The organism is Blautia sp. MSK17_66, assembly GCF_020538025.1.
GTDB lineage: Bacteria > Bacillota > Clostridia > Lachnospirales > Lachnospiraceae > Blautia_A.
In genome coordinates this window covers 16,285-37,849 of record NZ_JAJBNQ010000026.1, presented here as the reverse complement: position 1 = coordinate 37,849, position 21,565 = coordinate 16,285, and the positions used below count along the sequence as shown (strand labels likewise).

Annotated in this window: 24 protein-coding genes; 3 read left to right on the top strand and 21 right to left on the bottom strand. The window is 45.7% G+C overall.

Annotation, left to right across the window (positions count from 1 at the left end; genetic code table 11):
• Window positions 1–160: 160 nt before the first annotated feature.
• Window positions 161–1,612 carry an aminoacyl-histidine dipeptidase gene (locus LIR34_RS13680; RefSeq protein WP_173902335.1) on the bottom strand — a complete coding sequence of 484 codons (1,452 nt, stop codon included), beginning with the start codon at window positions 1,610–1,612 and terminating at the stop codon, window positions 161–163.
• Between the two features lie 175 nt (window positions 1,613–1,787).
• Between LIR34_RS13680 and LIR34_RS13675 the strand changes: the two genes are divergently transcribed.
• Window positions 1,788–2,699 carry a nucleoside recognition domain-containing protein gene (locus tag LIR34_RS13675; RefSeq protein ID WP_173902336.1) on the top strand — a complete coding sequence of 304 codons (912 nt, stop codon included), beginning with the start codon at window positions 1,788–1,790 and terminating at the stop codon, window positions 2,697–2,699.
• Here the strand turns inward: LIR34_RS13675 and LIR34_RS13670 are convergent.
• The 4 genes from LIR34_RS13670 to LIR34_RS13655 are packed head-to-tail and all read right to left on the bottom strand — an operon-like array spanning window position 2,676 to window position 4,773.
• Entirely contained in the window at window positions 2,676–3,311 is a 636-nt protein-coding gene (locus LIR34_RS13670; protein ID WP_173902337.1) for an ATPase, read from the bottom strand. The two genes, LIR34_RS13675 and LIR34_RS13670, sit on opposite strands and share 24 nt — an antisense overlap.
• A 14-nt stretch (window positions 3,312–3,325) precedes the next feature.
• Complete coding sequence (gene coaD, locus LIR34_RS13665) at window positions 3,326–3,817, bottom strand: pantetheine-phosphate adenylyltransferase (RefSeq protein WP_161285973.1); 492 nt, start codon at window positions 3,815–3,817, stop codon at window positions 3,326–3,328.
• Window positions 3,818–3,826: 9 nt separating this feature from the next.
• Window positions 3,827–4,381 (bottom strand): 16S rRNA (guanine(966)-N(2))-methyltransferase RsmD, encoded by a 555-nt coding sequence (gene rsmD, locus LIR34_RS13660; RefSeq protein WP_161285974.1) that lies wholly within the window; start codon window positions 4,379–4,381, stop codon window positions 3,827–3,829.
• Window positions 4,378–4,773, bottom strand: coding sequence for a methylglyoxal synthase (locus LIR34_RS13655; protein ID WP_161285975.1), 396 nt, complete (start codon window positions 4,771–4,773; stop codon window positions 4,378–4,380). The genes rsmD and LIR34_RS13655 overlap by 4 nt, the downstream gene beginning before the upstream one ends.
• A gap of 250 nt (window positions 4,774–5,023) precedes the next feature.
• On the opposite strand from LIR34_RS13655, the gene LIR34_RS13650 reads away from it, so the two are divergent.
• Window positions 5,024–5,251, top strand: coding sequence for an alpha/beta-type small acid-soluble spore protein (locus LIR34_RS13650; protein WP_161285976.1), 228 nt, complete (start codon window positions 5,024–5,026; stop codon window positions 5,249–5,251).
• A gap of 70 nt (window positions 5,252–5,321) precedes the next feature.
• Here the strand turns inward: LIR34_RS13650 and LIR34_RS13645 are convergent, their stop codons facing one another.
• From LIR34_RS13645 to LIR34_RS13630, 4 genes are all read right to left on the bottom strand, one after another.
• Complete coding sequence (locus LIR34_RS13645; RefSeq protein WP_161285977.1) at window positions 5,322–5,813, bottom strand: DUF6465 family protein; 492 nt, start codon at window positions 5,811–5,813, stop codon at window positions 5,322–5,324.
• 77 nt (window positions 5,814–5,890) lie between these two features.
• Window positions 5,891–7,939 carry an ATP-dependent DNA helicase RecG gene (gene recG, locus LIR34_RS13640; RefSeq protein ID WP_173902338.1) on the bottom strand — a complete coding sequence of 683 codons (2,049 nt, stop codon included), beginning with the start codon at window positions 7,937–7,939 and terminating at the stop codon, window positions 5,891–5,893.
• 5 nt (window positions 7,940–7,944) lie between these two features.
• Window positions 7,945–9,609, bottom strand: a complete 1,665-nt coding sequence (locus LIR34_RS13635) for a DAK2 domain-containing protein (protein ID WP_161285983.1) — start codon at window positions 9,607–9,609, stop codon at window positions 7,945–7,947.
• A 22-nt stretch (window positions 9,610–9,631) separates the two neighbouring features.
• On the bottom strand, window positions 9,632–9,991 hold the full coding sequence (locus LIR34_RS13630; protein WP_161285979.1) for an Asp23/Gls24 family envelope stress response protein: 360 nt from the start codon (window positions 9,989–9,991) through the stop codon (window positions 9,632–9,634).
• 227 nt (window positions 9,992–10,218) lie between these two features.
• Between LIR34_RS13630 and rpmB the strand changes: the two genes are divergently transcribed.
• On the top strand, window positions 10,219–10,407 hold the full coding sequence (gene rpmB, locus LIR34_RS13625) for a 50S ribosomal protein L28 (protein ID WP_161284689.1): 189 nt from the start codon (window positions 10,219–10,221) through the stop codon (window positions 10,405–10,407).
• A gap of 74 nt (window positions 10,408–10,481) precedes the next feature.
• On the opposite strand, the gene LIR34_RS13620 is transcribed toward rpmB, so the two are convergent.
• The 12 genes from LIR34_RS13620 to LIR34_RS13565 all read right to left on the bottom strand — a co-directional run bounded on the left by LIR34_RS13620 (window position 10,482) and on the right by LIR34_RS13565 (window position 21,555).
• A complete protein-coding gene (locus LIR34_RS13620) occupies window positions 10,482–10,619 on the bottom strand; it encodes a hypothetical protein (RefSeq protein WP_173902339.1) in 138 nt (45 codons plus the stop codon).
• A 110-nt stretch (window positions 10,620–10,729) separates the two neighbouring features.
• Window positions 10,730–11,104, bottom strand: a complete 375-nt coding sequence (locus LIR34_RS13615; protein ID WP_161284690.1) for a GerW family sporulation protein — start codon at window positions 11,102–11,104, stop codon at window positions 10,730–10,732.
• A 14-nt stretch (window positions 11,105–11,118) separates the two neighbouring features.
• On the bottom strand, window positions 11,119–12,138 hold the full coding sequence (locus tag LIR34_RS13610; RefSeq protein ID WP_244092243.1) for a DUF2953 domain-containing protein: 1,020 nt from the start codon (window positions 12,136–12,138) through the stop codon (window positions 11,119–11,121).
• Window positions 12,139–12,160: 22 nt separating this feature from the next.
• Window positions 12,161–12,472 (bottom strand): hypothetical protein, encoded by a 312-nt coding sequence (locus LIR34_RS13605; protein WP_173902341.1) that lies wholly within the window; start codon window positions 12,470–12,472, stop codon window positions 12,161–12,163.
• 104 nt (window positions 12,473–12,576) lie between these two features.
• Complete coding sequence (locus tag LIR34_RS13600) at window positions 12,577–13,029, bottom strand: NUDIX hydrolase (protein WP_161284693.1); 453 nt, start codon at window positions 13,027–13,029, stop codon at window positions 12,577–12,579.
• Between the two features lie 98 nt (window positions 13,030–13,127).
• Complete coding sequence (locus LIR34_RS13595; protein ID WP_265107735.1) at window positions 13,128–14,483, bottom strand: peptidoglycan D,D-transpeptidase FtsI family protein; 1,356 nt, start codon at window positions 14,481–14,483, stop codon at window positions 13,128–13,130.
• A 49-nt stretch (window positions 14,484–14,532) separates the two neighbouring features.
• On the bottom strand, window positions 14,533–15,906 hold the full coding sequence (locus tag LIR34_RS13590) for an FtsW/RodA/SpoVE family cell cycle protein (RefSeq protein ID WP_161284694.1): 1,374 nt from the start codon (window positions 15,904–15,906) through the stop codon (window positions 14,533–14,535).
• A 6-nt stretch (window positions 15,907–15,912) separates the two neighbouring features.
• On the bottom strand, window positions 15,913–18,081 hold the full coding sequence (locus LIR34_RS13585) for a peptidase U32 family protein (protein WP_244092247.1): 2,169 nt from the start codon (window positions 18,079–18,081) through the stop codon (window positions 15,913–15,915).
• 105 nt (window positions 18,082–18,186) lie between these two features.
• A complete protein-coding gene (zapA, locus tag LIR34_RS13580) occupies window positions 18,187–18,594 on the bottom strand; it encodes a cell division protein ZapA (protein WP_161284696.1) in 408 nt (135 codons plus the stop codon).
• A 347-nt stretch (window positions 18,595–18,941) separates the two neighbouring features.
• Complete coding sequence (ruvB, locus tag LIR34_RS13575; RefSeq protein WP_161284697.1) at window positions 18,942–19,940, bottom strand: Holliday junction branch migration DNA helicase RuvB; 999 nt, start codon at window positions 19,938–19,940, stop codon at window positions 18,942–18,944.
• 41 nt (window positions 19,941–19,981) lie between these two features.
• Window positions 19,982–20,593, bottom strand: a complete 612-nt coding sequence (gene ruvA, locus LIR34_RS13570) for a Holliday junction branch migration protein RuvA (protein WP_173902344.1) — start codon at window positions 20,591–20,593, stop codon at window positions 19,982–19,984.
• A gap of 170 nt (window positions 20,594–20,763) precedes the next feature.
• A complete protein-coding gene (locus tag LIR34_RS13565; protein ID WP_173902345.1) occupies window positions 20,764–21,555 on the bottom strand; it encodes an RnfABCDGE type electron transport complex subunit B in 792 nt (263 codons plus the stop codon).
• Window positions 21,556–21,565 lie beyond the last annotated feature (10 nt).

Genomic DNA, 21,565 nt, shown 5'->3' with positions numbered 1-21,565 from the left:
GGTCCGTTTTTATTTTATGTCTTACGTTTCTTCTTTATGTATAGCCGTGCGGATCTCCGTGGACAGTAAAACAGAGACTTCGGATGTTTTTCGTCCCAAAGCCTCTGTCTTAACGTTTATATCATTTTGAAGGATCAGTCGTAACTGTTCACAGTAACGATCAGTCTTTTAACTGTTCCAGAACTTTTACAAGGTAGTTCCATACACGTTCTGTAGATGCAATATCCAGAACCTCCTCTGAAGTATGGATATCTTTCATGTCCGGACCCAAAGATACACAATCCAGTCCTTCAATCTTCTTATAGAAGAGTCCGCATTCCAGTCCCGCATGGATCGCAACGACTGCCGGTTTCTGTCCGTACATTTCTTCATATACAGATACCATCCTGTCACGAAGCGGAGATTCCTTTCTGTATTCCCAAGCCGGATAAGCACCCTGGATCGTGTACTCGCCGCCAAGGAATTCTGTGAGATACTGGATCTTGTCAGACAGTGCATCTCTTGCTGCTTCCACGGAGCTTCTTACTCCTGAGCTTGCAAAGAATTCGTCCTCATACAGCTTCACAATTCCGATATTGGTAGAAGTCTCTACCAGTCCCTCGATACTTCCGCTCATCTTCTGGATACCAAACGGAACTTCCATCAGGTAGAAGAGAACTTTTTCTCTGCTGGTCGGATGAAGGATCATCGCCTGCTCCACATCACCTTCTGTGATCTGGATCGTGATGCCTGAATCGCTTCCTTCATATTCCTCACGAAGTCCGGCCTGTACTTTGGCTGCATAAGATTTCACAGCCTCCGCCTGTGCTCCGTCAATAAGAAGTTCTGCCACCGCTTCTCTGGTGATCGCATTGTCCTTCTGACCGCCTTCCAGAGAAATGATCTCATAATCTGCCTCATTCTTCAGTCCATAAAGGAAACGGGCCATAAGAACATTGGCATTTGCACGTTTCTTGTCAATCTCAGCTCCGGAATGTCCACCCATCAGTCCGCAGATCTTGACCTGAAGTCTGGTTCCCTCGGCTTCGATTCTCTGCACCGGAATACTGCTGACTGCTGAAAGTCCGCCTGCACAGCTGATCCAGAGGCTTCCCTCAGCCTCAGAATCCATATTGATCATACGTTTTCCCTTAAGGACGCTGCAGTCAAGGCCTACTGCTCCAAGAAGTCCGATCTCCTCATCTACCGTAATCAGAACCTCCAGTGCCGGGTGCGGAAGGTCTGTGCTGTCCAGAAGTGCCAGCGCATATGCAACGGCAATTCCGTCATCTCCGCCAAGTGTGGTTCCGTTTGCACTGATATATCCGTCCCTGACAGAAAGATTCAGCCCATCTTTTTCAAAGTCATGCTCTACACCCGGACGCTTCTCACACACCATATCCATATGTCCCTGAAGGATCACAGTCGGTGCATTCTCATATCCTTTGGATGCTGGTTTGTAGATCACAACATTATTCATCTCATCCTGTACATAATCAAATCCATGTTTCTTCGCAAAATCTACCAGATAATCACTGATCTGTTTTGTGTTTCCGGAACCATGCGGAATCTTACAGATTTCTTCAAAATAATAAAATACTCTTTTAGGTTCACAGTTTTCTAAAACTCTCATTTTAAATTTCCTCCATTATCACTGCATCGCTTCAGATCGACTACAGAAGATCAGCATTTATTTTACCCGTAAATCTCTCTTTTTTCAAGGGTTTCCGGATTTTTTACTCATATTTATCTGCCCTGTTTCGTATAGTAAAGAAAAAAAGATTTTTATGAAAAGATTCTTCTGTACAATGATAAGCATTCTGCTGCTTCTTTTCCTTATGCTCTATCCAGAGGAGGCACTGCTTTGTGCCCAGAAAGGAATGCAGCTCTGGCTCAATATCCTGATCCCGACACTGCTTCCCTTCATGATCCTTACCGGGATCCTGATTCGGACAGACCTCATAAGCCAGATCCTGCTTCCTCTGGAACCTTTTTTAAGTAGAATATTCGGCATCTCCCCTGCCGGTGCCTGTGCTCTTCTCTTCGGACTTCTCTGCGGTTATCCCATGGGAGCAAAAGTCACCTCCGATCTCTATACCGCTCAGAAGATCAGCCACCGGGAAGCGCAGTATCTCCTCACCTTTACCAACCATGCCAGTCCTGTATTCATCAATTCCTATCTGATACATACCTGTATGAAAGGGCAGTTCCCCGCTTTCAAGATCTTTGGAATTCTGCTGGCTTCCGGATGGCTCACGATGACTGTTATGCGTCTGGGGTACTTCAGGGGAAATACTCTGTCGGAAATATCCGGCACAAAAAAAGAGACATCCTCCTCCGACTCTCCCGGAGCCGTACTGGATGCCTCTATTATGAACGGTTTTGAAACGATCACCCGACTGGGTGGTTATATTCTGATGTTCTCGATTCTGAATGCCTGTGTCCGACATTTCTGGAAAAACCGCAGCATACTCTCGTATCTGCTGTTCTGTCTTCTGGAAATGACTACCGGACTCCATCAGCTCTCACTCTCTTCTCTGGGTGCTGATACAAAATGTCTCTGCGCCCTGATCACCGTCACCCTCGGCGGAATCTGCGTCACTGCACAGACCCGAAGCCTCGTGACGCGAGAACTCTCACTGCTTCCCTATCTTGCATCCAAACTTCTGAATGCACTGATCGTTATGATCCTGTTCTTATTCATCACCAAGATCATCTAACAGATTGCCATCATCCTCTGCTTCTCTGGCAGGCTCTTCATGGTAGGAACCTGTGATAGCTGCTGCCTGTGCTGTCTGAGGTGCAAGCTCCTGACGATTGTGGTTTACAACTTCCAGGCAGCTCTGCAGAGAATCAATGAAGGTCTTGTATTTGCCGCCCGCATCTTCCAGTGTCTGATTCAGGACAGAACCGATGTTTGCCATCATATCATCTGTGTAAGTGATCGCACTCAGACGAATGCTGTTTGCATCCTGTGTGGCAGAGTCCAGGATCTCCTGTGCCTGCTTGTTGGCAGCATTTATGGTCTCGTTTGCCTGGGCATAAGCCTTCTGCATGATCTCATGCTGTGTAACAAGCTCCTGTGCTTTGTTCTGTGCATCTGCGATCAGAGCATCTGCCTTAGCCTGTGCATCTTCAAGGATCGCATCCTTGTTGCTGATGATCTTCTGGTATCTCTTAATTTCATCCGGAGTTTTGAGACGAAGTTCTCTCAGATACTCCTCCATCTCCTCTTTATTTACAACGATCTTTGTTGCAGACAAAGGCTGAAACTTGCAGCCTTCTATAAATTCATCGATTTCGTCGATAAGCTGTTCAATTCTGCTGCTCATAGTATATACTCTCCTTATTTTCTCTCTTTTTCCTGTAGTTTCAGGCGCAGTTCCTGAATGATCTCTGCCGGTGCAAAGCTCGACAGGTCTCCGCCAAATCGGGCAACTTCCTTCATGATGGTGGAACTCACATAAGCGTACTCAAGACTTGTCGTCAGAAATACGGTATCTACATCCGGCGCCAGAACACGGTTTGTCTGAGCCATCTGAAGCTCATACTCAAAATCCGTAACCGCACGAAGCCCACGTACGATGACCTGGGCCTGGTTCTCTCTGGCAAAGTTTACAGAAAGTCCATCAAATGGCTTGATGATCACATTTGGGATATCTCTGGTCGCCTTTGCTAATATATTAACACGTTCTTCTACAGAAAACAACGGACTTTTTGCAGAATTCTGCAAAACCCCGACCACAACTCTGTCAAAAGAAACGCTTGCGCGCCTGATGACATCCAGATGACCATAAGTTGCCGGATCAAAACTTCCCGGATAAACAGCTGTTACCATAAGGTATTCTCACTTTCTTTTATGCAAAAAAATATGCTTATTTGTCTTGTATTCTTTGGATCGGCTCAATTCATAACCAAGTTCCTCTGCATAAGTGAAATCCGTATGAAGATCCGCCTCTACAACGATCAGCGTATCCTCATCCGCAAGTGAACTGTCCTTAAGATACTCAAGTACCTGCCGCTCCAGTTCATTCATATACGGAGGATCCATAAAAATACAGTCAAATGCAGCCTGCCCTTCCATAGAGCGAAGAGCCTGCAGTACATCCATGTTCAGCAGTTTACCATGTTCAGCCAGCTTTGTAAATGCAAGATTTTCCCTGATACAGGCACATGCCCTGGGATTTTTCTCAACAAAGGTCGCATGTTCTGCCCCTCTGCTGAGTGCCTCAATTCCAATCGCGCCACTTCCGCTAAAAAGATCCAGGAAAGTACAATCCGGAATATAAGGCTGCAGAATATTAAACAGTGTTTCTTTGATTCTGTCAGTGGTTGGTCTAGTCTCCATGCCAGGTACCGTCTTAAGAGAAAGACGTCTGGCTTTTCCAGCTATTACTCTCATTTCAGATTCAGTCTCCAATCCAGGTCGCCGCGGGCAAGTCCGAGAATCAGAAGTTCTGCTGTTGCGATATTCGTAGCAACCGGTATATTATATTGATCACATCTCATAACGATAGAGTGAATGTCCGGTTCCTTCGGGTCGACCATGACCGGATTGTAAAACAGGATAACCATATCAAGATCCTGTCTCTCTACCATTTCCATAAACTGCTTGTCTCCGCCTATACTTCCTGCAAGAAACTTATGCACATGAAGGTTTGTGGCTTCTTCAATTCTTCTTCCGGTTGTTCCGGTAGCATAAACCTCATGCTTGGCGAGAATATTCTTATAGGCGATACAGAAATCTTCGATAAGTACCTTTTTGCTGTTGTGTGCAATGATTCCTAAATTCATCGTTCATCTCTCCATTTTCACCAATACATAGCTGGTTTTTAGTTTATTTTGTAACTCATCTCAATTATTATAGCAAGTTGCCAAAAAAAGTGCAATTAAATCTTTCAAATTTATACATTATTCATAGAAAGTTAATATTTTTCATTTTTCTGGCAGATTATACGGTAACTTCCAGTGTATTATTCTCATAAATCCACATACTAACATCGTAACACGAACACAAAACAACCAACCAAGGAGGAAATGAACTATGTCAAACAACACTTCTTCTAACAAAGCAGTTGTACCAGAAGCAAAGGGTGCCCTGGATCGTTTTAAATTTGAAGTAGCAAATGAACTTGGTGTGCCGCTCACCGATGGATACAATGGAAATCTTACCTCCAAACAGAACGGATCTGTCGGCGGCTATATGGTCAAAAAAATGATCGAACAGCAGGAAAGACAGATGTCTTCCGGAAGTCAGAGCAGTCAGTACTAATCTTCACTGTTCCTGATCCACAAAAGGATAAAAAGCTCAGATGAACCGATCATCTGAGCTTTTGTCCTTCTTATAATCCAAGAAATCCGGTAATATCACCATTGATGACATAATGTGCGCCGTTGTCCTCAGGTTTGATATATACCCTTAAATCTTCAAGTTCTGATTCTTTTTTGCCCATCTCTTCTGTCCAGATCTTCTTGATGCTGTCTACAACATCTTTTGCATATATCTCTTTGCCAAGCCACTGCACGAATACTTCCGTGTTTACCTCAGCTGCTTTCTTGGCTGCGGTTTTTCTTGTGGTTGTTCTCTTTGCAGCAGTTTTCTTTTCGGTCGTTTTCTCTTCAGTCGTCTTTTTCGCTGTAGTTCTCTTTCTGGTTGTTTTCTTCACAGGTTCTTTCACTTCTGTTTCTACAGCTTTCTTCTCGGTTACTGTTGCTTTGACCGGCTCTTTTGTCTCCGGTTCTGCAGCGAGCTTTGCAGGAGCCTCTTTTTCGATAGCCTTCTGTGCAGTAGTTGTCTTAGGTTCTGCTTTCTTTGTCGTTGTTCTTGTAGCCATAATAGCCTCCTTACAAGGTGAAAAAATATTTTACGGTACTAAAATAGCACGTTTCCAACAGTTTTGCAAGTTTTCTTTTACAAACTGATGTTTTCCGCCTCGCTTTGACCATAACTTCCCATACGTTCTTTCAGGAATCTGTGCTGTTCAAGATCAAGCTCCGGATCAAGGGCAAGAATCTCATCGGCCGCTTCGCTGGCCTTTGTAAGGATTGCCGAATCATTATAGATATCACCGATTTTGAACTCCATATCTCCACTCTGACGGATTCCAAACAGATCACCGGGGCCTCGAAGCTTTAGATCTTCTCCGGCAATATAAAATCCGTCATTGGATTTATTCAGGATTTCCAGCCTCTTTGATACCTGCTCCTGATTTCCCTGTATAAAGATACAGTAAGACTGATATTCCCCTCTTCCGACCCGGCCGCGGAGCTGGTGGAGCTGTGCCAGGCCAAAACGCTCCGCATTCTCAACCATCATGACCGTAGCATTCGGTACATTGACCCCGACCTCTACAACAGTTGTTGATACCAGAACCTGGATCGCGCCCTGTGCAAAAGCTTCCATGACAACATTCTTTTCTTTGGCTTTCATTTTTCCGTGGAGATATTCGATCCGGATATCGGAGGAAAGATTCTCCCTTAATTTCTCCGTGTAATCAAGGACATTTTCCGCCTCCATGCCCTCACTCTCCTCCACCATCGGACAGATGACATAGGCCTGTCTTCCTTCCCGGACCTGCCTTTCTATGAAGGAATAAGCCTTCGGACGATACGATGTATTAACCACACAGTTTTTGATCGGAAGACGTCTGGCCGGAAGCTCATCGATCACAGAAATATCCAGATCGCCATACAGGATGATTGCAAGCGTACGCGGGATCGGTGTCGCACTCATGACCAGGACATTCGGCGGATTTCCTCTTGTCGTCAGAGCTTCTCTCTGTTTTACACCAAAGCGGTGCTGCTCATCTGTGATCACCAGTGCAAGATTTGCATACTCCACCTTTTCCTGGATCAGTGCATGCGTTCCGATAATAACCAGTGCCTCTCCCGAGGCAATCTTTGCATATGCAAGGCGTTTCTCCCTGGCGGTATCTGATCCGGTCAGAAGTACTGTCGGAAAAGAAAGGTTCTGCTCCTCCATCAGCTTCTGAAACCCTTCATAATGCTGTCTGGCAAGAACTTCTGTCGGTGCCATCAACGCTGCCTGGTAACCATTATCTGCCACAAGGCACATGGCAAGAAAGGCAAGGATCGTCTTTCCGCTTCCGACATCTCCCTGAACCAGACGGGACATCATTCTTCTCCCCGCAAGATCCCGCTCAATCTCATGCCAGGCATTCAGCTGTGCCCCTGTAAGAGAATACGGAAGCCTCTCTATGATTTCTTCTGTCAGCCAGGTTTCTCTGACCGGGAAACAGTTCGGGGTTTCTTCTGTCTTCTCCTTCATCTTTCTTACTGAAAGAATAAAGAGAAAAAATTCATCAAAAACCAGACGTTTCCGTGAAACCAGAAGCTCTTCTTTATTCGGCGGAAAATGTATGGTCCTGAGGGCATAATTAATATCTGCAAGTTCATAACGTTCCCTGAATTCTTCCGGAAGATATTCACTCTGCATCGGAACACTCTCCAGAAGCTGTGTGATCATCTTGACGACCGTTTTGTTGGACAACCCTGCTGTCAGTCCATATATCGGCTGAAGGTGGTGCAGGATCTCCTCATATGCTGACGGAGTAAAAATCTCCGGGTGCTCCATCTCAAGCTTTCCCTGCTTACGCACGATCCTTCCACGAAAAACGAACCAGCTTCCCTTTCGGAGAGTCTTCTTTAAATATGGAAGATTGAACCAGACCACCGGGAATTTTCCACTCTGATCGGCTATATTCACAGAAATGATCTGTCTGCCTTTCACGGAATTAACATAAACGCCGGAGCATACCGCAGCGGAGACGGCCTGCACCGTCCCCTCCTTAAGTTCTGCGATATCTACCGGCGTTTCATACTCATCATAATTTCTCGGATAGTAGTGAAGAAGATCGTCCGTATCATAGATACCGACTTTCCAGAAAAGCTTCTCCGTCTTCTCTCCTACACCCTTTAATGTTCTTAAACTCTGTCCCATTTATCCTACTCAACAGAAATGATATAATAATAGATCGGCTGTCCGCCATAGTTGATTTCCACTTCACAGTCCGGATATTTCTCCTCCAGGGCTGCTGCCAGTTCCTCTGCCTTTTCCTCGGAGGCATCTGCACCGTAATAGATACTGATGATCTCTGCATCATCAAAAATCATCGCATCTACCGTATCCTCTGCAACCTTTTCTTTATTGCCGCCTACAGCAAGGATTCCCTTATCTCCGATTCCCATGATGTCACCCTCATGGATCTCATTCTCCTCGATTCTGGTATCTCTTACCGCATAAGTGATCTGTCCTGTCTTGACTCTTGCGATCGCTTCTTCCATCTCAGCGGTGTTTTCCTCAAGAGATTTCTCCGGCACATAGCTGATAAGTGCTGTAACACCCTGCGGAACTGTTTTGGTCGGAACTACAATGATCTTCTTATCTTCTGTCAGATCTCTTGCCTGGTTTGCTGCCAGAATGATATTCTTGTTGTTCGGAAGAATATAGACTGCCTTCGCATTGACCTTGTCGATCGCGTTCAGCATATCCTCCGTACTCGGATTCATAGTCTGACCGCCCTCGATCAGATAATCTACACCAAGCTCCCTGAAGATGTCAGTAAGTCCGTCACCTGCGGACACTGCAATAAATCCGACTTCCTTTGCCGGCTCCTGCTTCTTCTCTTCCTCAGCCTGCTGTTTCGCGAGCTTCTCCGCATCCTTGATCAGCTTCTCCTGATGTTCTTCTCTCATGTTATCGATCTTCATACGGGAAAGAGCACCATAAGTGAGAGCCCGCTCGATCGCCTGTCCCGGATGGTTGGTGTGTACATGAACCTTGACGATCTCATCATCTGCGACAAGAACGATGGAATCACCAAGAGAAGTCAGAAATTCCTTAAATTTATGTTCTTCTTCCAGCGGAAGCGGTTTATCCAGAAGAATAATAAACTCTGTACAGTAGCCAAATTTAATATCAGCCTCTGCCTGTGGAGAGATCTTCGTCACTGCCGGACCTGCAGTTCTCTCAAAATCAGAATAATCAACTTCCTTGCCAAGGAAACCGTCGATGGCACCTCTTAAGACCTCCAGAAGTCCCTGTCCGCCTGAATCCACAACGCCTGCTTCCTTAAGAACAGGGAGCATCTCAGGAGTCCTGGCCAGAGTTTCCTCTGCATGTGCAAAAACTTTCTCAAAAAACGGCTGCAGTTCATCTGCTTCCGGAGCGATCTCAGCTGCCTTAAGTGCTGCCTCTCTCGCTACAGTAAGGATGGTTCCTTCCTTCGGCTTCATAACTGCCTTGTATGCTGTCTCCACTGCACGCTCCATTGCTGCGGCAACGGCCAGTGCATCGAGTTCCTTTGCTTTCTTAACGCTCTTGGTAAAGCCTCGAAGCAGCTGAGAAAGAATAACACCGGAGTTTCCTCTGGCTCCGCGAAGAGAACCGGAAGAGATAGCCTTCGCAAGGGTCTCCATATCAGGATCTGTCAGTGCGCTCACCTCAGCAGCTGCTGACATGATCGTCATTGTCATATTGGTTCCTGTATCTCCATCCGGCACAGGAAATACATTCAGTTCATTGATCCATTCTTTCTTTGCCTCCAGATTCTTGGCTCCTGCCAGAAACATTCTGGAAAGCATGCCGGCATCTATGGTTTTTATATTCAACACAAGTTCCTCCTCTGATTTCTTAATCTATTGCGCGTACGCCTTCTACATAAATATTGATCTTCTCGATCTCCATACCGGTAAAATCTTCGACTTTATATTTGACATTGCTGACAAGATTGTCTGCGATCGTACTGATATTTACACCGTACGCTACAATCACATGGAAATTCAGGCGGATCTTATTGTCCTCTGTGATCTTGACACTGATACCATGTTTCAGACTTTCCATACGAAGCAGCTTGACAAGTCCGTCCTTCATGCTGACTGCCGCCATTCCTACGATCCCGAAACATTCAACTGCCACACTGCCCGCATAGGTAGCAATAACGTCTGTGTCAATGACGATCTGACCTAAGCCGGAATCTATACGTCCATTCATATAGTGACCTCCATAAAAATTTATTATATGAGGATATTATAACCCGTTTTCCGCTATAAGACAATGTTTAATTTCGACATAAGATAATCGTATGACGCAGAGATAAAAGCACCTGCTTTTGCTCACTTTGAAGAATATTTCGAGATTTTCTGTTTTTTTGCTTGCAAAAACCATATTCATCTGGTAGAATAAAATCTGTTGAAAAAAAGCGTCAAGGAGGTGCTATCATGGCTAAATGCGCAGTTTGTGAAAAAGGTGCTTATTTCGGAAATAATGTAAGTCATTCCCATAGAAGATCCAATAAAATGTGGAAATCCAATGTAAAATCCGTTAAAGTTAAAACAGCTAACGGCGGTGCACAGAAGATGTATGTATGTACTTCTTGTCTGAGATCCGGAAACGTTGAGAGAGCATAATTCCGATTTATGTATGAACTAAGAAAGGCACGGGAGATATCCCGTGCCTGTTTTCGTTATACAAACCAAAAGCTTTACCGGCAGAACATATGATAACCACAGAGAAGGCAAAGCCCGGCTGTGACAATAATGACTATATTTTCCTCTATCAGCATACCGATCACAATTCCTATCCCAATGCAGAAAATCATCAATCCCAGAAGTCTTCCCACATTCCGAACCCCGTCTTATGGTCTTACCATAGTTTATGCAAAAACTCCGCAGAATAACAGAAAGCTTTATCGCATCTCTACGATAAAGCTTCTGTCCATACTATTCATGATCAGATTTCCGTTTCGCTTTCCGCATCACTATTTTTGCCAAATCCAGAAGCAAAGCGATCTACGAAGTCCGGCACCATATCAAGAACCTTGGTAAGTCCATCCTGATTCTTCACATTGACAAGCTTGGTAGTTCCATTCTGGATAACCAGCACTGCACTCGGTGTCAGTTTTCCTGTCATTCCGCCGCCGCCATTGTTTTTCTTATCGCTCTCAAAAGCACCTGCACCTACACCGAAAGAAACATCCACCAGAGGGAGGATGATCGTATCTCCAACATGGATTGCCTCTCCCACTACAGTTTTGGCAGAAATAAATGCGTCCATTCCTTTAAAAAGAGAATTTACAGTATCCTTAAAATTGTTTTCACCTGACATAAGCCTGTCCTCCTTTATTTATGTTTCCATCGTCTGATGACATATTTTATATTTTTATCAAAATACAGCTCAAGTGCTGTTTTGACCAGCATAACACCATACACCCTGCCTCTGAAACGTGCATGTCCATAAAGAACATTTCTGTTTTCAAAAAGCGGTGTGACCCGAATACAGTTTCTGTGAAGAGGGATCGTCATTCCAAGGACTGCAAGAATCGAACCTGTAACAGAAGGATCTGTACAGTCAAATGCCAGTTCTCCCTCTATCCTTGTCGGAAATACATGTCTTAACAGACGAAACACCTTCGTCCGCACAAGAGAGACTGCTTCCTGCGTACGAGGATGTCCGATGAATGCACTCCACCAGTCGATCTTATCGCAAAGAGCATCTTTCTTCCTGGAAAGCTTCTCCATATCCTCAGGAATCTTCATGATCCTTCGATAGACTGCTTTTATTTTGTCCCAGAGCTTCCTGGTTTTATTCCCGAGATTATAAAACAGTTTCTTTAACTTCTCTGCTGTCTCATGCCATCTGCGTTCCTTCTCGACATCCTGGTCTGACAGGATCTCTTCTTCATTCTCCGGTGAAGCCGCCTGAATGGATTCTGTATCTTCTTCTCTGTGCTTTTGCTCATCCTCAAAAGATTCCAGAAGAGGACTGTCTGTTGTTTCTATATAAGTATCTGAAGGTTCTCCTTCGTCCTTCCAGGCTCCGCTGTCATCCAGAGTCTCTTTCTTATCAGCATCTGACGTTTGTTTCTTCTTACGGTTCTTGATTTTCTTAAGAAGCTTCATCAGTGGGATTCCAAAAAGCCGAAAATCCACATCTGTCTGTCCCTCTGCAAATCCAAGCGAAAAAGAAACTCCTCCAAAAAGCCAGCTTATTCTTGCTCGCCCTGTGGCAGTACGAAACGAACCGGCTTCCTTCATGCCATCCGCCTGATATCTCACCGGACAGAACAAAAGCAGAAGCAATACAAGAAGAAGCAGCCCCAGTATGATTCCTATAAGGATCAATATAAATTTTATGATCATCCACAAAATATGTAGCATCGCCTCACCTGTTCTTCCAATATTCTTCTACCCGGAAATCTCCCGTCCTGTCATAGACTTCCTGAATGATCTCGACAGTCATCTCCACTGCCTCATCTTTATTTCCTGCAAGCCCGATGATCTCCGGACAGATATCTGCCGCGCTCTGCTGGATCATTGTCAGAGCCGGTATGATCTCCAGAAGATTGCGGGGATTCTCTGAAAAAGTGATAAGATACACGCCCGGTACAATCTTCCCATGATTTAGTTTACGGCGGATCCTGTCCGCCTCTTTTACGCTTTCTCCTATGCGAAGATCTCTGCACCACTTCAGCATTTCATTCCTCCCCCGGCTGTTATTTGGAGTATTTCCTTTTTTCAGGATAGTAAACAGGGCTGCGTCAGAAACACAGCCCTATTGTACCTATTTCATGCAGAGATTCAGTCTCTGCGCTGCTTACCCCAGAGTCCCTGGCTTCGCAGTTCCAGATATTCCTGATATGCTCTTTCCACGATCTGTTTCTCATTGGAGAAACGAAGGAGATGATAAATCTCATGGAACTTGTAATAGCCGGAATCCACAAAAAACTCTTCTCTCTGAGGTCTGCTATGATAATTATCAGCCGTCATCAGATACCAATGTACTTCCTTTGTAACGATATCCTCCGGAACTGTGAAATTATAATGGCTCTTGCCGATATATTTAACTACAGTAGCCTTCACTCCAGATTCCTCGCGCACTTCACGAAGCGCTGTCTGGATATGTGTTTCACCTGGTTCTACAGTTCCCTTTGGCAGCACCCAGCCTTCGTAACGGTTCTTATAAGACTTATAAAGTGCCAGTATCTTGCCACGATAAATTACCACACCGCCACAGCTCGTTGCTTCTATCATGTTGCAATTTCCTCCTGTACTGCGTGTGAGTTTCATACACTGAACTGTTAATAGTATAACTCTTTTTGGACAAACTGGCAACCTTTATCGTTATTCGATCAGTCAAAATAATATGCGTCAAAGACATCCGCCGCGATCGGCACTGCCGCCTCGCTTCCGGTACCACCATCCTCGACAATGACAGAAACCACGATATCCGGATTATCGACATTAGAATATCCGACAAACCAGGAATGGCTTGCACCACTTTCGTTGTATTCAGCAGAACCGGTCTTTCCCGCCACTGTATAGCCTCTTCCATTCAGAGAAGAAGCTGTACCGTTCTGTACAACACCCTTCATCAGTTCTCCGAGGAGAGATGCTTCGTTGTCTGTCATCAGACGTTTATATGCTTCCGGCTCTGTGGTATCCACCTCATCACCGGCATGATTCTGCACCTTGTCGATCAGATATGGTTTCATCAGAACACCGCCATTTGCAATAGAACTTGTGATCAGTGCCATGTGCATCGGAGATACCAGGGTATTTCCCTGACCGATCGCCGTCTGCATCGTGAGCGGAACTCCGGAGCTTCCATTTAAGGTAAAGGAACTCTTACGATAGGATCTCAGCGGAAGCTTCTGATTAAACAGAAGATCCTCACTTGTCTTAAGAAGTGCAGCTCCGCCAAGCTGTGTTCCCATCTCCGCAAATGCACAGTTACAGGATTTCGCGAATGCTGCATAAAAATCCTCCTGTCCGTGAACGGTTCCTCCATAACACTGGATTGTATGGTCTTCTTTTGTAATACTTCCCTGACAATCATAGGAAAATCCGTTAAACGTTCCATGCTGACGCAGATAAGTCAGCGCCGTAACGATCTTGAAGGTCGATCCCGGAGGATACTGTCCCATTGTCGCACGGTTCAAAAGGCTGCTGTTTGTCTCATCATTTACAAGCTGTTCCCAGTTTGCTGCAATCGTATTCGGATCAAAATCCGGCTTGCTGACCATCGCAAGGATTTTTCCTGTAGATGGCTGAATGACCACAACAGCTCCTCTTCTGTCGCCCAGAGAATTATAGGCTGTTGTCTGAAGATCTGCATTCAGGGTAGAAACCACTGTATCTCCCACATTCTTGGCACCCATAAATTCGTTTTTGATCTGGGTCAGAAAGAATTCATGAGAACTCAGCAACTGGAAATTTGCCTCCGACTCCAGACCGCTTTTGCCATTGGTATCATATCCGACAACATGTGCAAAAATATTGGAATACGGATAAGAACGTTCTTCCGTTCCGTCATCGCTGACATTCGTCTGTGCGAGTATTTCACCGTCTGAAGACATAATATTTCCCCTCACGACTCTGTCTGCAAATGTATCCTGCCTTGTATTATAAGGGCTGTTAATAAAGCTGTCTCTCTTTATGGCATTGAAATACACCAGATACCCTGCCAGTCCCAGAAAAATAAGCACAAAGAAGACAGATACAAATGTATATTCTTTATTTCTTGCCCGACGTCTTTTAGAAGCGGCGCGTTCTGTCGCCAATCTCCTCTCTTGCTCTGATTCTCTGTAATGCTTCCTTTTTTCGTTTCTCAAATTCCTCGTCCTCGTCTTCTCTCAAAATATACAGTCCCTGAATGATCGCCAGCATGAGGATCGTACTCAGAAGAGAACTTCCTCCATAGCTTACCAGCGGAAGAGTAACACCTGTCATAGGGATAAATTTGGTAGCACCGCCGATCGTCAGGAATACCTGAAATGCATACTCTGTTCCAAGCCCCAGCGCGATCAGCTTATAAAAAGGATTGATGATACGCAGCGCGATATTGACAATCATCAAAAAGAAACTCATGCATACCAGTATCAGACAGATTGCGAAAATTCCTCCCAGTTCCTCACAGATCGCACTGAAAATAAAGTCGTTCTTAACTACCGGGATAGATTCCGGAGAGCCCTGACACAGCCCCATGCCAAACCAGCCGCCGGTTCCGATCGCAAACAGTGACTGCACGATCTGATATCCTTCGTTCTGATAAACAGCCATCGGATCCTTCCATGCACTGACCCTCTGTCTGACATGTCCAAACAGATGATAGGCAGCCACCGCGGCACCGCTTCCTCCGGCAAGTCCCAGCCCGAGATACCCGACATTTCTGGTAGAAACATAAACCATCACAAGATAGGTTACAAAAAAGATCACTGCACTTCCAAGATCAGTAGAAAGAACCAGTATTCCTACATGAAGAGCTGCGATCACCGACACCTGGACAACCGCCTTAAAACTGGTATCTCTTGACAGAAAGGAGGCTGCAAAAAATACAAACGTGATCTTGATCGCCTCAGACGGCTGAACACCCAGAAGTGTCAGCTTTGCTCCGTAACTGGTCTTGGCCAGGAGAAATACTGCTGCCAGAAGTATGATACCAATCCCGGCATATATCCAGGTCAGTCTGCGCAGAAAACGCATTTTCCGGATCATGACCGGTATGACAAGTGCAACTCCGCTGGCTCCTGCTGCAACCAGAAGCTGTTTGGTCGCCATCGTGATGTCCAGACGGCACAGCATGATAAATCCGACACTCAAAAGCATACACATATTATTCAGAAGCAGCAGTGATGCTTTTTTGTACAGGATACGGTACAGTATCTGGATTGCTGCAAAAAAGATCTGCATTTCTATATAGAAACGAACCACCTTATAATCAAAGGTCTTAAGGTAGATCACAAGAAATGCGGTGAAATCGATGAAGAAGATCAGCATCAGCTGCTGACGCAGAAGTTCGTTCCTCTCCTCCTCATCCGGCTGACGCACAGTATAAAAACAATGAAACGTATAAACGATCATCAGCGTCAGGATGATATATTTGGATAATTCTACTATTACATTGATCATATGCCCCTACTCGGCTCCTCTTTTAAAATGTCCTTTTGTAAAGTTCCTTTCGGCAGGTATACGGTTATGATAATATACCCCCAGAAATTCATCCAGAATCTTCTCTGTTTCTTCTGCATTCTCCATAGTAAGCGAAATTCGCAGCGACTGCATCCCAAGTGCAGTCACCTGCCTTGCTTCCTTAAGGAGTCCATATGGCAGACTGTTATAGATTATATTATAACAGCGTTCTTTTTTTCCTGTAGTGTCTGTTTTCCATGGATGGCAGACACAGACTGCTGTAAATTCCTTCTCATACCTGTCCTTCAGAACCATGCTTCCCTCCTGCATATCACAGGAAGAAAGATTCCTGCGAACGCACTGTGCCGACTGCATGAGCGGAATATATCCATACACGATCAGTTCGCTGTGCTGATTGTTTCTGTGACGCATTTCTGCTTCCTTCAATTCCAGCGGAACTGTATTCTTAAGAATCTTCTGTTTCTCCCAGAAATCAACCGCTTCATTGTTCCAGGTATACATAGTCGCATCCAGCACCGTATATCTTTCAAGTCCCAGTGCCCTGAGCATTCCGTAGGACTCCAGATTTCTCACGAGAAAACCCTTCATCCCCTTCTCTATCCATTCTCCGGCTGTCTCAAAGAAATGTTCCGGGGCCTGTTCTCTGGTAATATAAGGAAGTGCAAGATAGAGCTCTTTCTGATTCTGGATTCCCCTTCCAATGGCCTGTTCCATCACAGAATACGGCAGATACAGTCCTCTGACTTCTTCATGGCTCCATGCAGTCTCTGCCTGTTTCATTGTTTCACAGGATACAAACATTGGCGGGATCTCTTTATTTTGTCCAGACGCATCAAAAGACTGTGAAAACTTCGGTTTATTCTCTGCCTCACGGTACATCGGCACACAAAGCTCTTCTTCCAGCTCTGCCAGTGCATTTCTTCTGAGTTCGTTGAGGAGTTTCACCGGAACAAAGATATTTCCATCCATCTGAATATCCAGTTCTTCCCATTCAAACTCTGTATTTCCAAGCTTTTCCATCTGTTTGCGGATACGCTCCTCTGACATTGGATGCTCCTTCGCAAACTGCACTTCGCCGTCAGAAACCACCACCTGTTTATCCCTGCAGGAAATCTGCAGGATTGCAGGACTTTCCGGATAAAGCATCAGGCTTCCCGTGATCTTCTCTCTGCATTTCTTAAGTTCTGTTGAAACACCGCCCGTCTTTTTCTCGTTGGAAAACGCCATCATAGACGGTCCGTTGTGCTGTTTATAGTATCCCGTACAGGAGCCGCCTCTGTTAAAGATATCCAGAATGTATCTCCGGTCTTCTTCCGTCACCCGGTACCCTTCTCTGTCCCTTGATAATATATCCAGATATTTCCTGTACATGCCTGTGACTCCGGCTGTATATCCCGGCTGTTTCATTCGTCCCTCGATCTTGAGCGAGATCACACCCGCATCTATGATCTCCGGTAAAATATCCAGCGTACAGATATCCTTAAGACTCAGAGGACAAAGTTCCTCTTTCTTTTGAAATCTTCTGTCTTCCCCCTTACGCACCTGATACGGCAGGCGGCACGGCTGTGCACACCTGCCACGATTGCCGCTTCTGCCTCCCAGAATGCTGCTCATCAGGCACTGTCCCGAAAAGCTGTAGCACAAAGCTCCATGGACAAAGGCTTCTATTTCAATGCTGCTCTTTCTGTGCATGGCGGCAAGCTCTTCAAGGCTCAGTTCTCTGGCTGCGACCACGCGGGCTGCACCCTGCTCTTCGAGAAACTTCATTCCCTCTGGGCCGGTAACTGCCATCTGCGTACTGGCATGGATATGCATCTTCGGAAAATTCCTGCGGATAAACTGGAACACACCGAGATCCTGGACAATAACAGCATCCAGTCCCGCCTCATACAATGGCTTCAGAGAATCAAAAAGCTTCTCCTTAATCTCGCGATTCTTAAGAAGCGTGTTTACTGTAAGATATAGCTTCCTGCCATGAATATGCGCTGTCCGGATCGCACGGATCAGCTCTTCCTGTGTAAAATTCTGTGCATAGGCCCTGGCGCCAAAATCCGGACCGCCAACATAAACTGCATCCGCACCGGCTCCGATCGCAGCTTCGAATCCCTCATAAGAACCTGCCGGTGAAAGTAATTCTATTTCCTGTTTCTTCAAATCCGTCTTTCCTTTCATCTGGTCTTGTGACTTTATCGGAACATTACGAAGTAACTTCCTATAAAGTAAATAAAGAGGACTACCGAAGCAATCCCCTCCCTACTCTTACTTAAGTAACTTATCGATTTCCTGTTCCAGTTCTTTGACCTTGCCTTCAAGAAGTTCCTTCTGATGTCTGGCATCGGATTCCTTCTTCTCGGTTTCTTCGATCTTCATGCGGAGTGCGATCAGCTCATGCTTCAGTTCATACATCTCCTGATCCTTCTGCTGAAGATCCTGCTCAAATATCTCCGCCTGTTTCTTTGCCTTGAAATAATCATCGGTAACATTCAGACTGAGCAGTGTATGCTTTGTCTCCATCGGCTGGCGGGAATATCCCGGCATTTCACTTAATTCAGACATTTTGTTATTTATATATGATGCCACTTTCTGAAAATACTCTTCAGATTCGTAGCCGCCCAGAGTTATGATCTTTCCTCCGATGACTACCTGTGCCGTATTTTTGACTGCCATAACAAGCCTCCCGTATCTTAAACTTTCATCTTTCTTCCATAACGGAAACAGATCAGATCCTGCTGATCTGAGGCGTAGTAATGCTTCTTACACCTTGTCTGTACTCCATTATAATCGAATTTTGTAAAAATGTATAGGAATTTTTAAGAAATCTTGCAAGTATTACATTTTAGGATTACTGTACAGGTACCGAAAAGTAACTGTTCACAGGTAATATCCCGCGAGGTGTTTTGCCATGAATATGGCAAAATCCCGAGACATACGGGGCAAAACGCTATCACCGAAGGTGATTTGGAATGCATTTTGACCAAGTTACTGTGAACGGAGTGAACAGTAACACCGAAAAATCATGAAATCCTGTCGATTCCGAGATGTTTGTAGGCAAGTGCGGACGCTGTGCGCCCCCGCGGAGTTCTGTTGAGAAATCCATTCTGCAGAAGATACGGCTCGTAAACATCCTCCAGAGTACCCGCATCTTCACCGATGGCCGCAGCCAGGGTTTCCAGTCCCACCGGGCCGCCCTGAAAATTCACGATCAGAGTCTTGAGAATTCTTCTGTCGATCTTGTCCAGACCATACTGATCCACCTCGAGAAGATCCAGTGCAAAGACAGCCACCTCATAGGTGATCCTTCCATCATATTTGACCTGTGCAAAATCCCGGACTCTCTTAAGAAGGCGGTTTGCAAGACGCGGGGTTCCTCTCGAACGCTTGGCGATCTCCGCCGCACCTCTTTTGTCGATCTCGACTCCCAGAACATCTGCCGAACGAAGTATGATCGTCTGAAGTTCCTCTTTATTATAAAATTCCAGATGATGCATCACCCCAAAACGGTCGCGAAGCGGTGCCGAGAGAAGCCCGGCCCTCGTCGTTGCGCCAACCAAAGTGAATTTCGGAAGATCCAGACGGATGGATCTGGCAGAGGCACCCTTGCCGATCATGATATCAATCGCAAAATCCTCCATTGCCGGATAGAGTACCTCCTCCACCTGACGGTTCAGACGATGAATCTCATCCACAAAAAGGACATCTCCCTCCTGAAGGTTATTCAGAATGGCCGCCATCTCTCCGGGTTTCTCGATTGCCGGTCCGGAGGTCACCTTCATATGAGTTCCCATCTCATTGGCAATGATTCCGGACAGAGTAGTCTTACCCAAACCCGGAGGACCGTAAAAAAGGACGTGATCCAGCGCATCATGCCTCTGTTTGGCAGCTTCTATATATATTTTGAGTGTATTCTTGGTTTTTTCCTGACCAATGTATTCATCAAGAGTCTGCGGACGGAGGCTTCCCTCCAGCGGCAGATCCTCCTCTGTCACATCTGTTGTGATCATTCTTTTTTCCATCTATATCATCGCTCCATTGTATATTGCTGTAAACCCTGCCATTATAGCTGCTTCAGGGCTGCTTTCAGGATTGCCTCCACATCACCCGGATCCACATCCGTAACCTTATGCACTGCCTTCAGTGCCTCAGAACTGCTGTATCCAAGAGCTGTCAACGCTTCCACCGCCTCCTGACGTCCATCATGGAAGTCTGTGTCATTCAGGTCTGCATTTTCCTGTTCATGCATCAGTTTCTTCTCAAATGCATCCTCCAGCTTCAGCTTGTCCTTCAGTTCAAGAATCAGCTTCTGTGCTGTCTTCTTGCCGATTCCCGGTGCCCTGGAAAGCGTCTTTACATCATCGGAAAGCACTGCAAACCGCAGTTCATCGGCACTGAGCCCTGAGAGCACTCCCAGTGCTGCCTTCGGACCGATGCCATTCACACTGAGGAGCAGGCGGAACACCTGAAGGTCATCCTTATGCCAGAACCCATACAGCTGCATGGCATCCTCTCTCACCTGGAAATAGGTATGGATCTTTACCTTTCCCTCCATGCGGGCTGCCTGCTCGATCGCCTCTCCTGTCATAAATATCTCATATCCGATCCCGCCTGTTTCTATGATCACAGAGTTTTCTGTTATATCTGCCACCTGGCCGCAAATGAATGAAATCATGCAAAATCTACTCCTGCTTCAAATTAATTTTTTCCTGTTTTTCAATCATAACATAACCCTGGGCAAAAAGCAAACATCTATTCGATTCATTCCGGAATATACAAAATCCCGGCTGGGGAAAGAAAAGACTTCTTTCTCCGGCCAGGATCGTATTTTTATCAATATGGGGTTTAGAGAATAACTTTTCTCGGGCATGCTTCCTTACATGCACCGCAGTTTGTACATTTGTCGTAATCAATATGTGCACAGAAATCTGTCACAGCGATCGCACCGTTCGGACAGGTCTTCTCGCACTTCTTACATCCGATACATCCAATCTCGCAGGCTTCTGTGACTGCCTTTCCTTTGGCATGGGAGCTACAGCCTACAAAAGTTTTCTGCTCATATGGTGCAAGCTCGATCAGATGATGCGGGCATTTTGCAATACATTTACCACAGGCTTTACATTTGTCGCGGTCAACCACTGCCACACCGTTAATGATATGGATCGCATCAAACGGACATGCCTTTACGCAGCTTCCGAATCCCATGCATCCATAGGAACAGGATTTTGCTCCGCCGCCCGGTACAAATGCCATCATTTCACAGTCTTCCACACCTGTGTATGTATAATTGTCTTTTGTTTTTTCGCAGGTTCCTGTACATTTTACGAACGCAGCCATACGGGTGCTCTCAACAACCTCCTGGCCCATGATCCCTGCAATGACTTTTCCTGCCGCTTCGCCGCCTACCGGACATGCATTGACAGGAGCTTCGCCCTTGGCAATTGCTGCTGCCAGACCGTCACAGCCCGGGTATCCACAGCCGCCGCAGTTATTTCCCGGAAGAGCTGCACGGACAGCAACCTCACGCTCATCCACTTCTACCGCAAACTTTTTACCGGCTACACCAAGGAAAATTCCAATAAAGAGGCCTACTGCTGCAACAACGACAGTTGCCACGATAATCGCATTCATATCCATAATCTCTGCC

Excerpts from the sequence above, each read along its gene's own strand:
- LIR34_RS13680 (WP_173902335.1), bottom strand. The coding sequence starts at position 1,612 with ATGAGAGTTTTAGAAAACTGTGAACCTAAAAGAGTATTTTATTATTTT.
- LIR34_RS13675 (WP_173902336.1), top strand. The coding sequence starts at position 1,788 with ATGATAAGCATTCTGCTGCTTCTTTTCCTTATGCTCTATCCAGAGGAG.
- LIR34_RS13670 (WP_173902337.1), bottom strand. The coding sequence starts at position 3,311 with ATGAGCAGCAGAATTGAACAGCTTATCGACGAAATCGATGAATTTATA.
- coaD (WP_161285973.1), bottom strand. The coding sequence starts at position 3,817 with ATGGTAACAGCTGTTTATCCGGGAAGTTTTGATCCGGCAACTTATGGT.
- rsmD (WP_161285974.1), bottom strand. The coding sequence starts at position 4,381 with ATGAGAGTAATAGCTGGAAAAGCCAGACGTCTTTCTCTTAAGACGGTA.
- LIR34_RS13655 (WP_161285975.1), bottom strand. The coding sequence starts at position 4,773 with ATGAATTTAGGAATCATTGCACACAACAGCAAAAAGGTACTTATCGAA.
- LIR34_RS13650 (WP_161285976.1), top strand. The coding sequence starts at position 5,024 with ATGTCAAACAACACTTCTTCTAACAAAGCAGTTGTACCAGAAGCAAAG.
- LIR34_RS13645 (WP_161285977.1), bottom strand. The coding sequence starts at position 5,813 with ATGGCTACAAGAACAACGACAAAGAAAGCAGAACCTAAGACAACTACT.
- recG (WP_173902338.1), bottom strand. The coding sequence starts at position 7,939 with ATGGGACAGAGTTTAAGAACATTAAAGGGTGTAGGAGAGAAGACGGAG.
- LIR34_RS13630 (WP_161285979.1), bottom strand. The coding sequence starts at position 9,991 with ATGAATGGACGTATAGATTCCGGCTTAGGTCAGATCGTCATTGACACA.
- rpmB (WP_161284689.1), top strand. The coding sequence starts at position 10,219 with ATGGCTAAATGCGCAGTTTGTGAAAAAGGTGCTTATTTCGGAAATAAT.
- LIR34_RS13615 (WP_161284690.1), bottom strand. The coding sequence starts at position 11,104 with ATGTCAGGTGAAAACAATTTTAAGGATACTGTAAATTCTCTTTTTAAA.
- LIR34_RS13610 (WP_244092243.1), bottom strand. The coding sequence starts at position 12,138 with ATGATCATAAAATTTATATTGATCCTTATAGGAATCATACTGGGGCTG.
- LIR34_RS13605 (WP_173902341.1), bottom strand. The coding sequence starts at position 12,472 with ATGCTGAAGTGGTGCAGAGATCTTCGCATAGGAGAAAGCGTAAAAGAG.
- LIR34_RS13600 (WP_161284693.1), bottom strand. The coding sequence starts at position 13,029 with ATGATAGAAGCAACGAGCTGTGGCGGTGTGGTAATTTATCGTGGCAAG.
- LIR34_RS13590 (WP_161284694.1), bottom strand. The coding sequence starts at position 15,906 with ATGATCAATGTAATAGTAGAATTATCCAAATATATCATCCTGACGCTG.
- zapA (WP_161284696.1), bottom strand. The coding sequence starts at position 18,594 with ATGGCAGTCAAAAATACGGCACAGGTAGTCATCGGAGGAAAGATCATA.
- ruvB (WP_161284697.1), bottom strand. The coding sequence starts at position 19,940 with ATGGAAAAAAGAATGATCACAACAGATGTGACAGAGGAGGATCTGCCG.
- ruvA (WP_173902344.1), bottom strand. The coding sequence starts at position 20,593 with ATGATTTCATTCATTTGCGGCCAGGTGGCAGATATAACAGAAAACTCT.
- LIR34_RS13565 (WP_173902345.1), bottom strand. The coding sequence starts at position 21,555 with ATGGATATGAATGCGATTATCGTGGCAACTGTCGTTGTTGCAGCAGTA.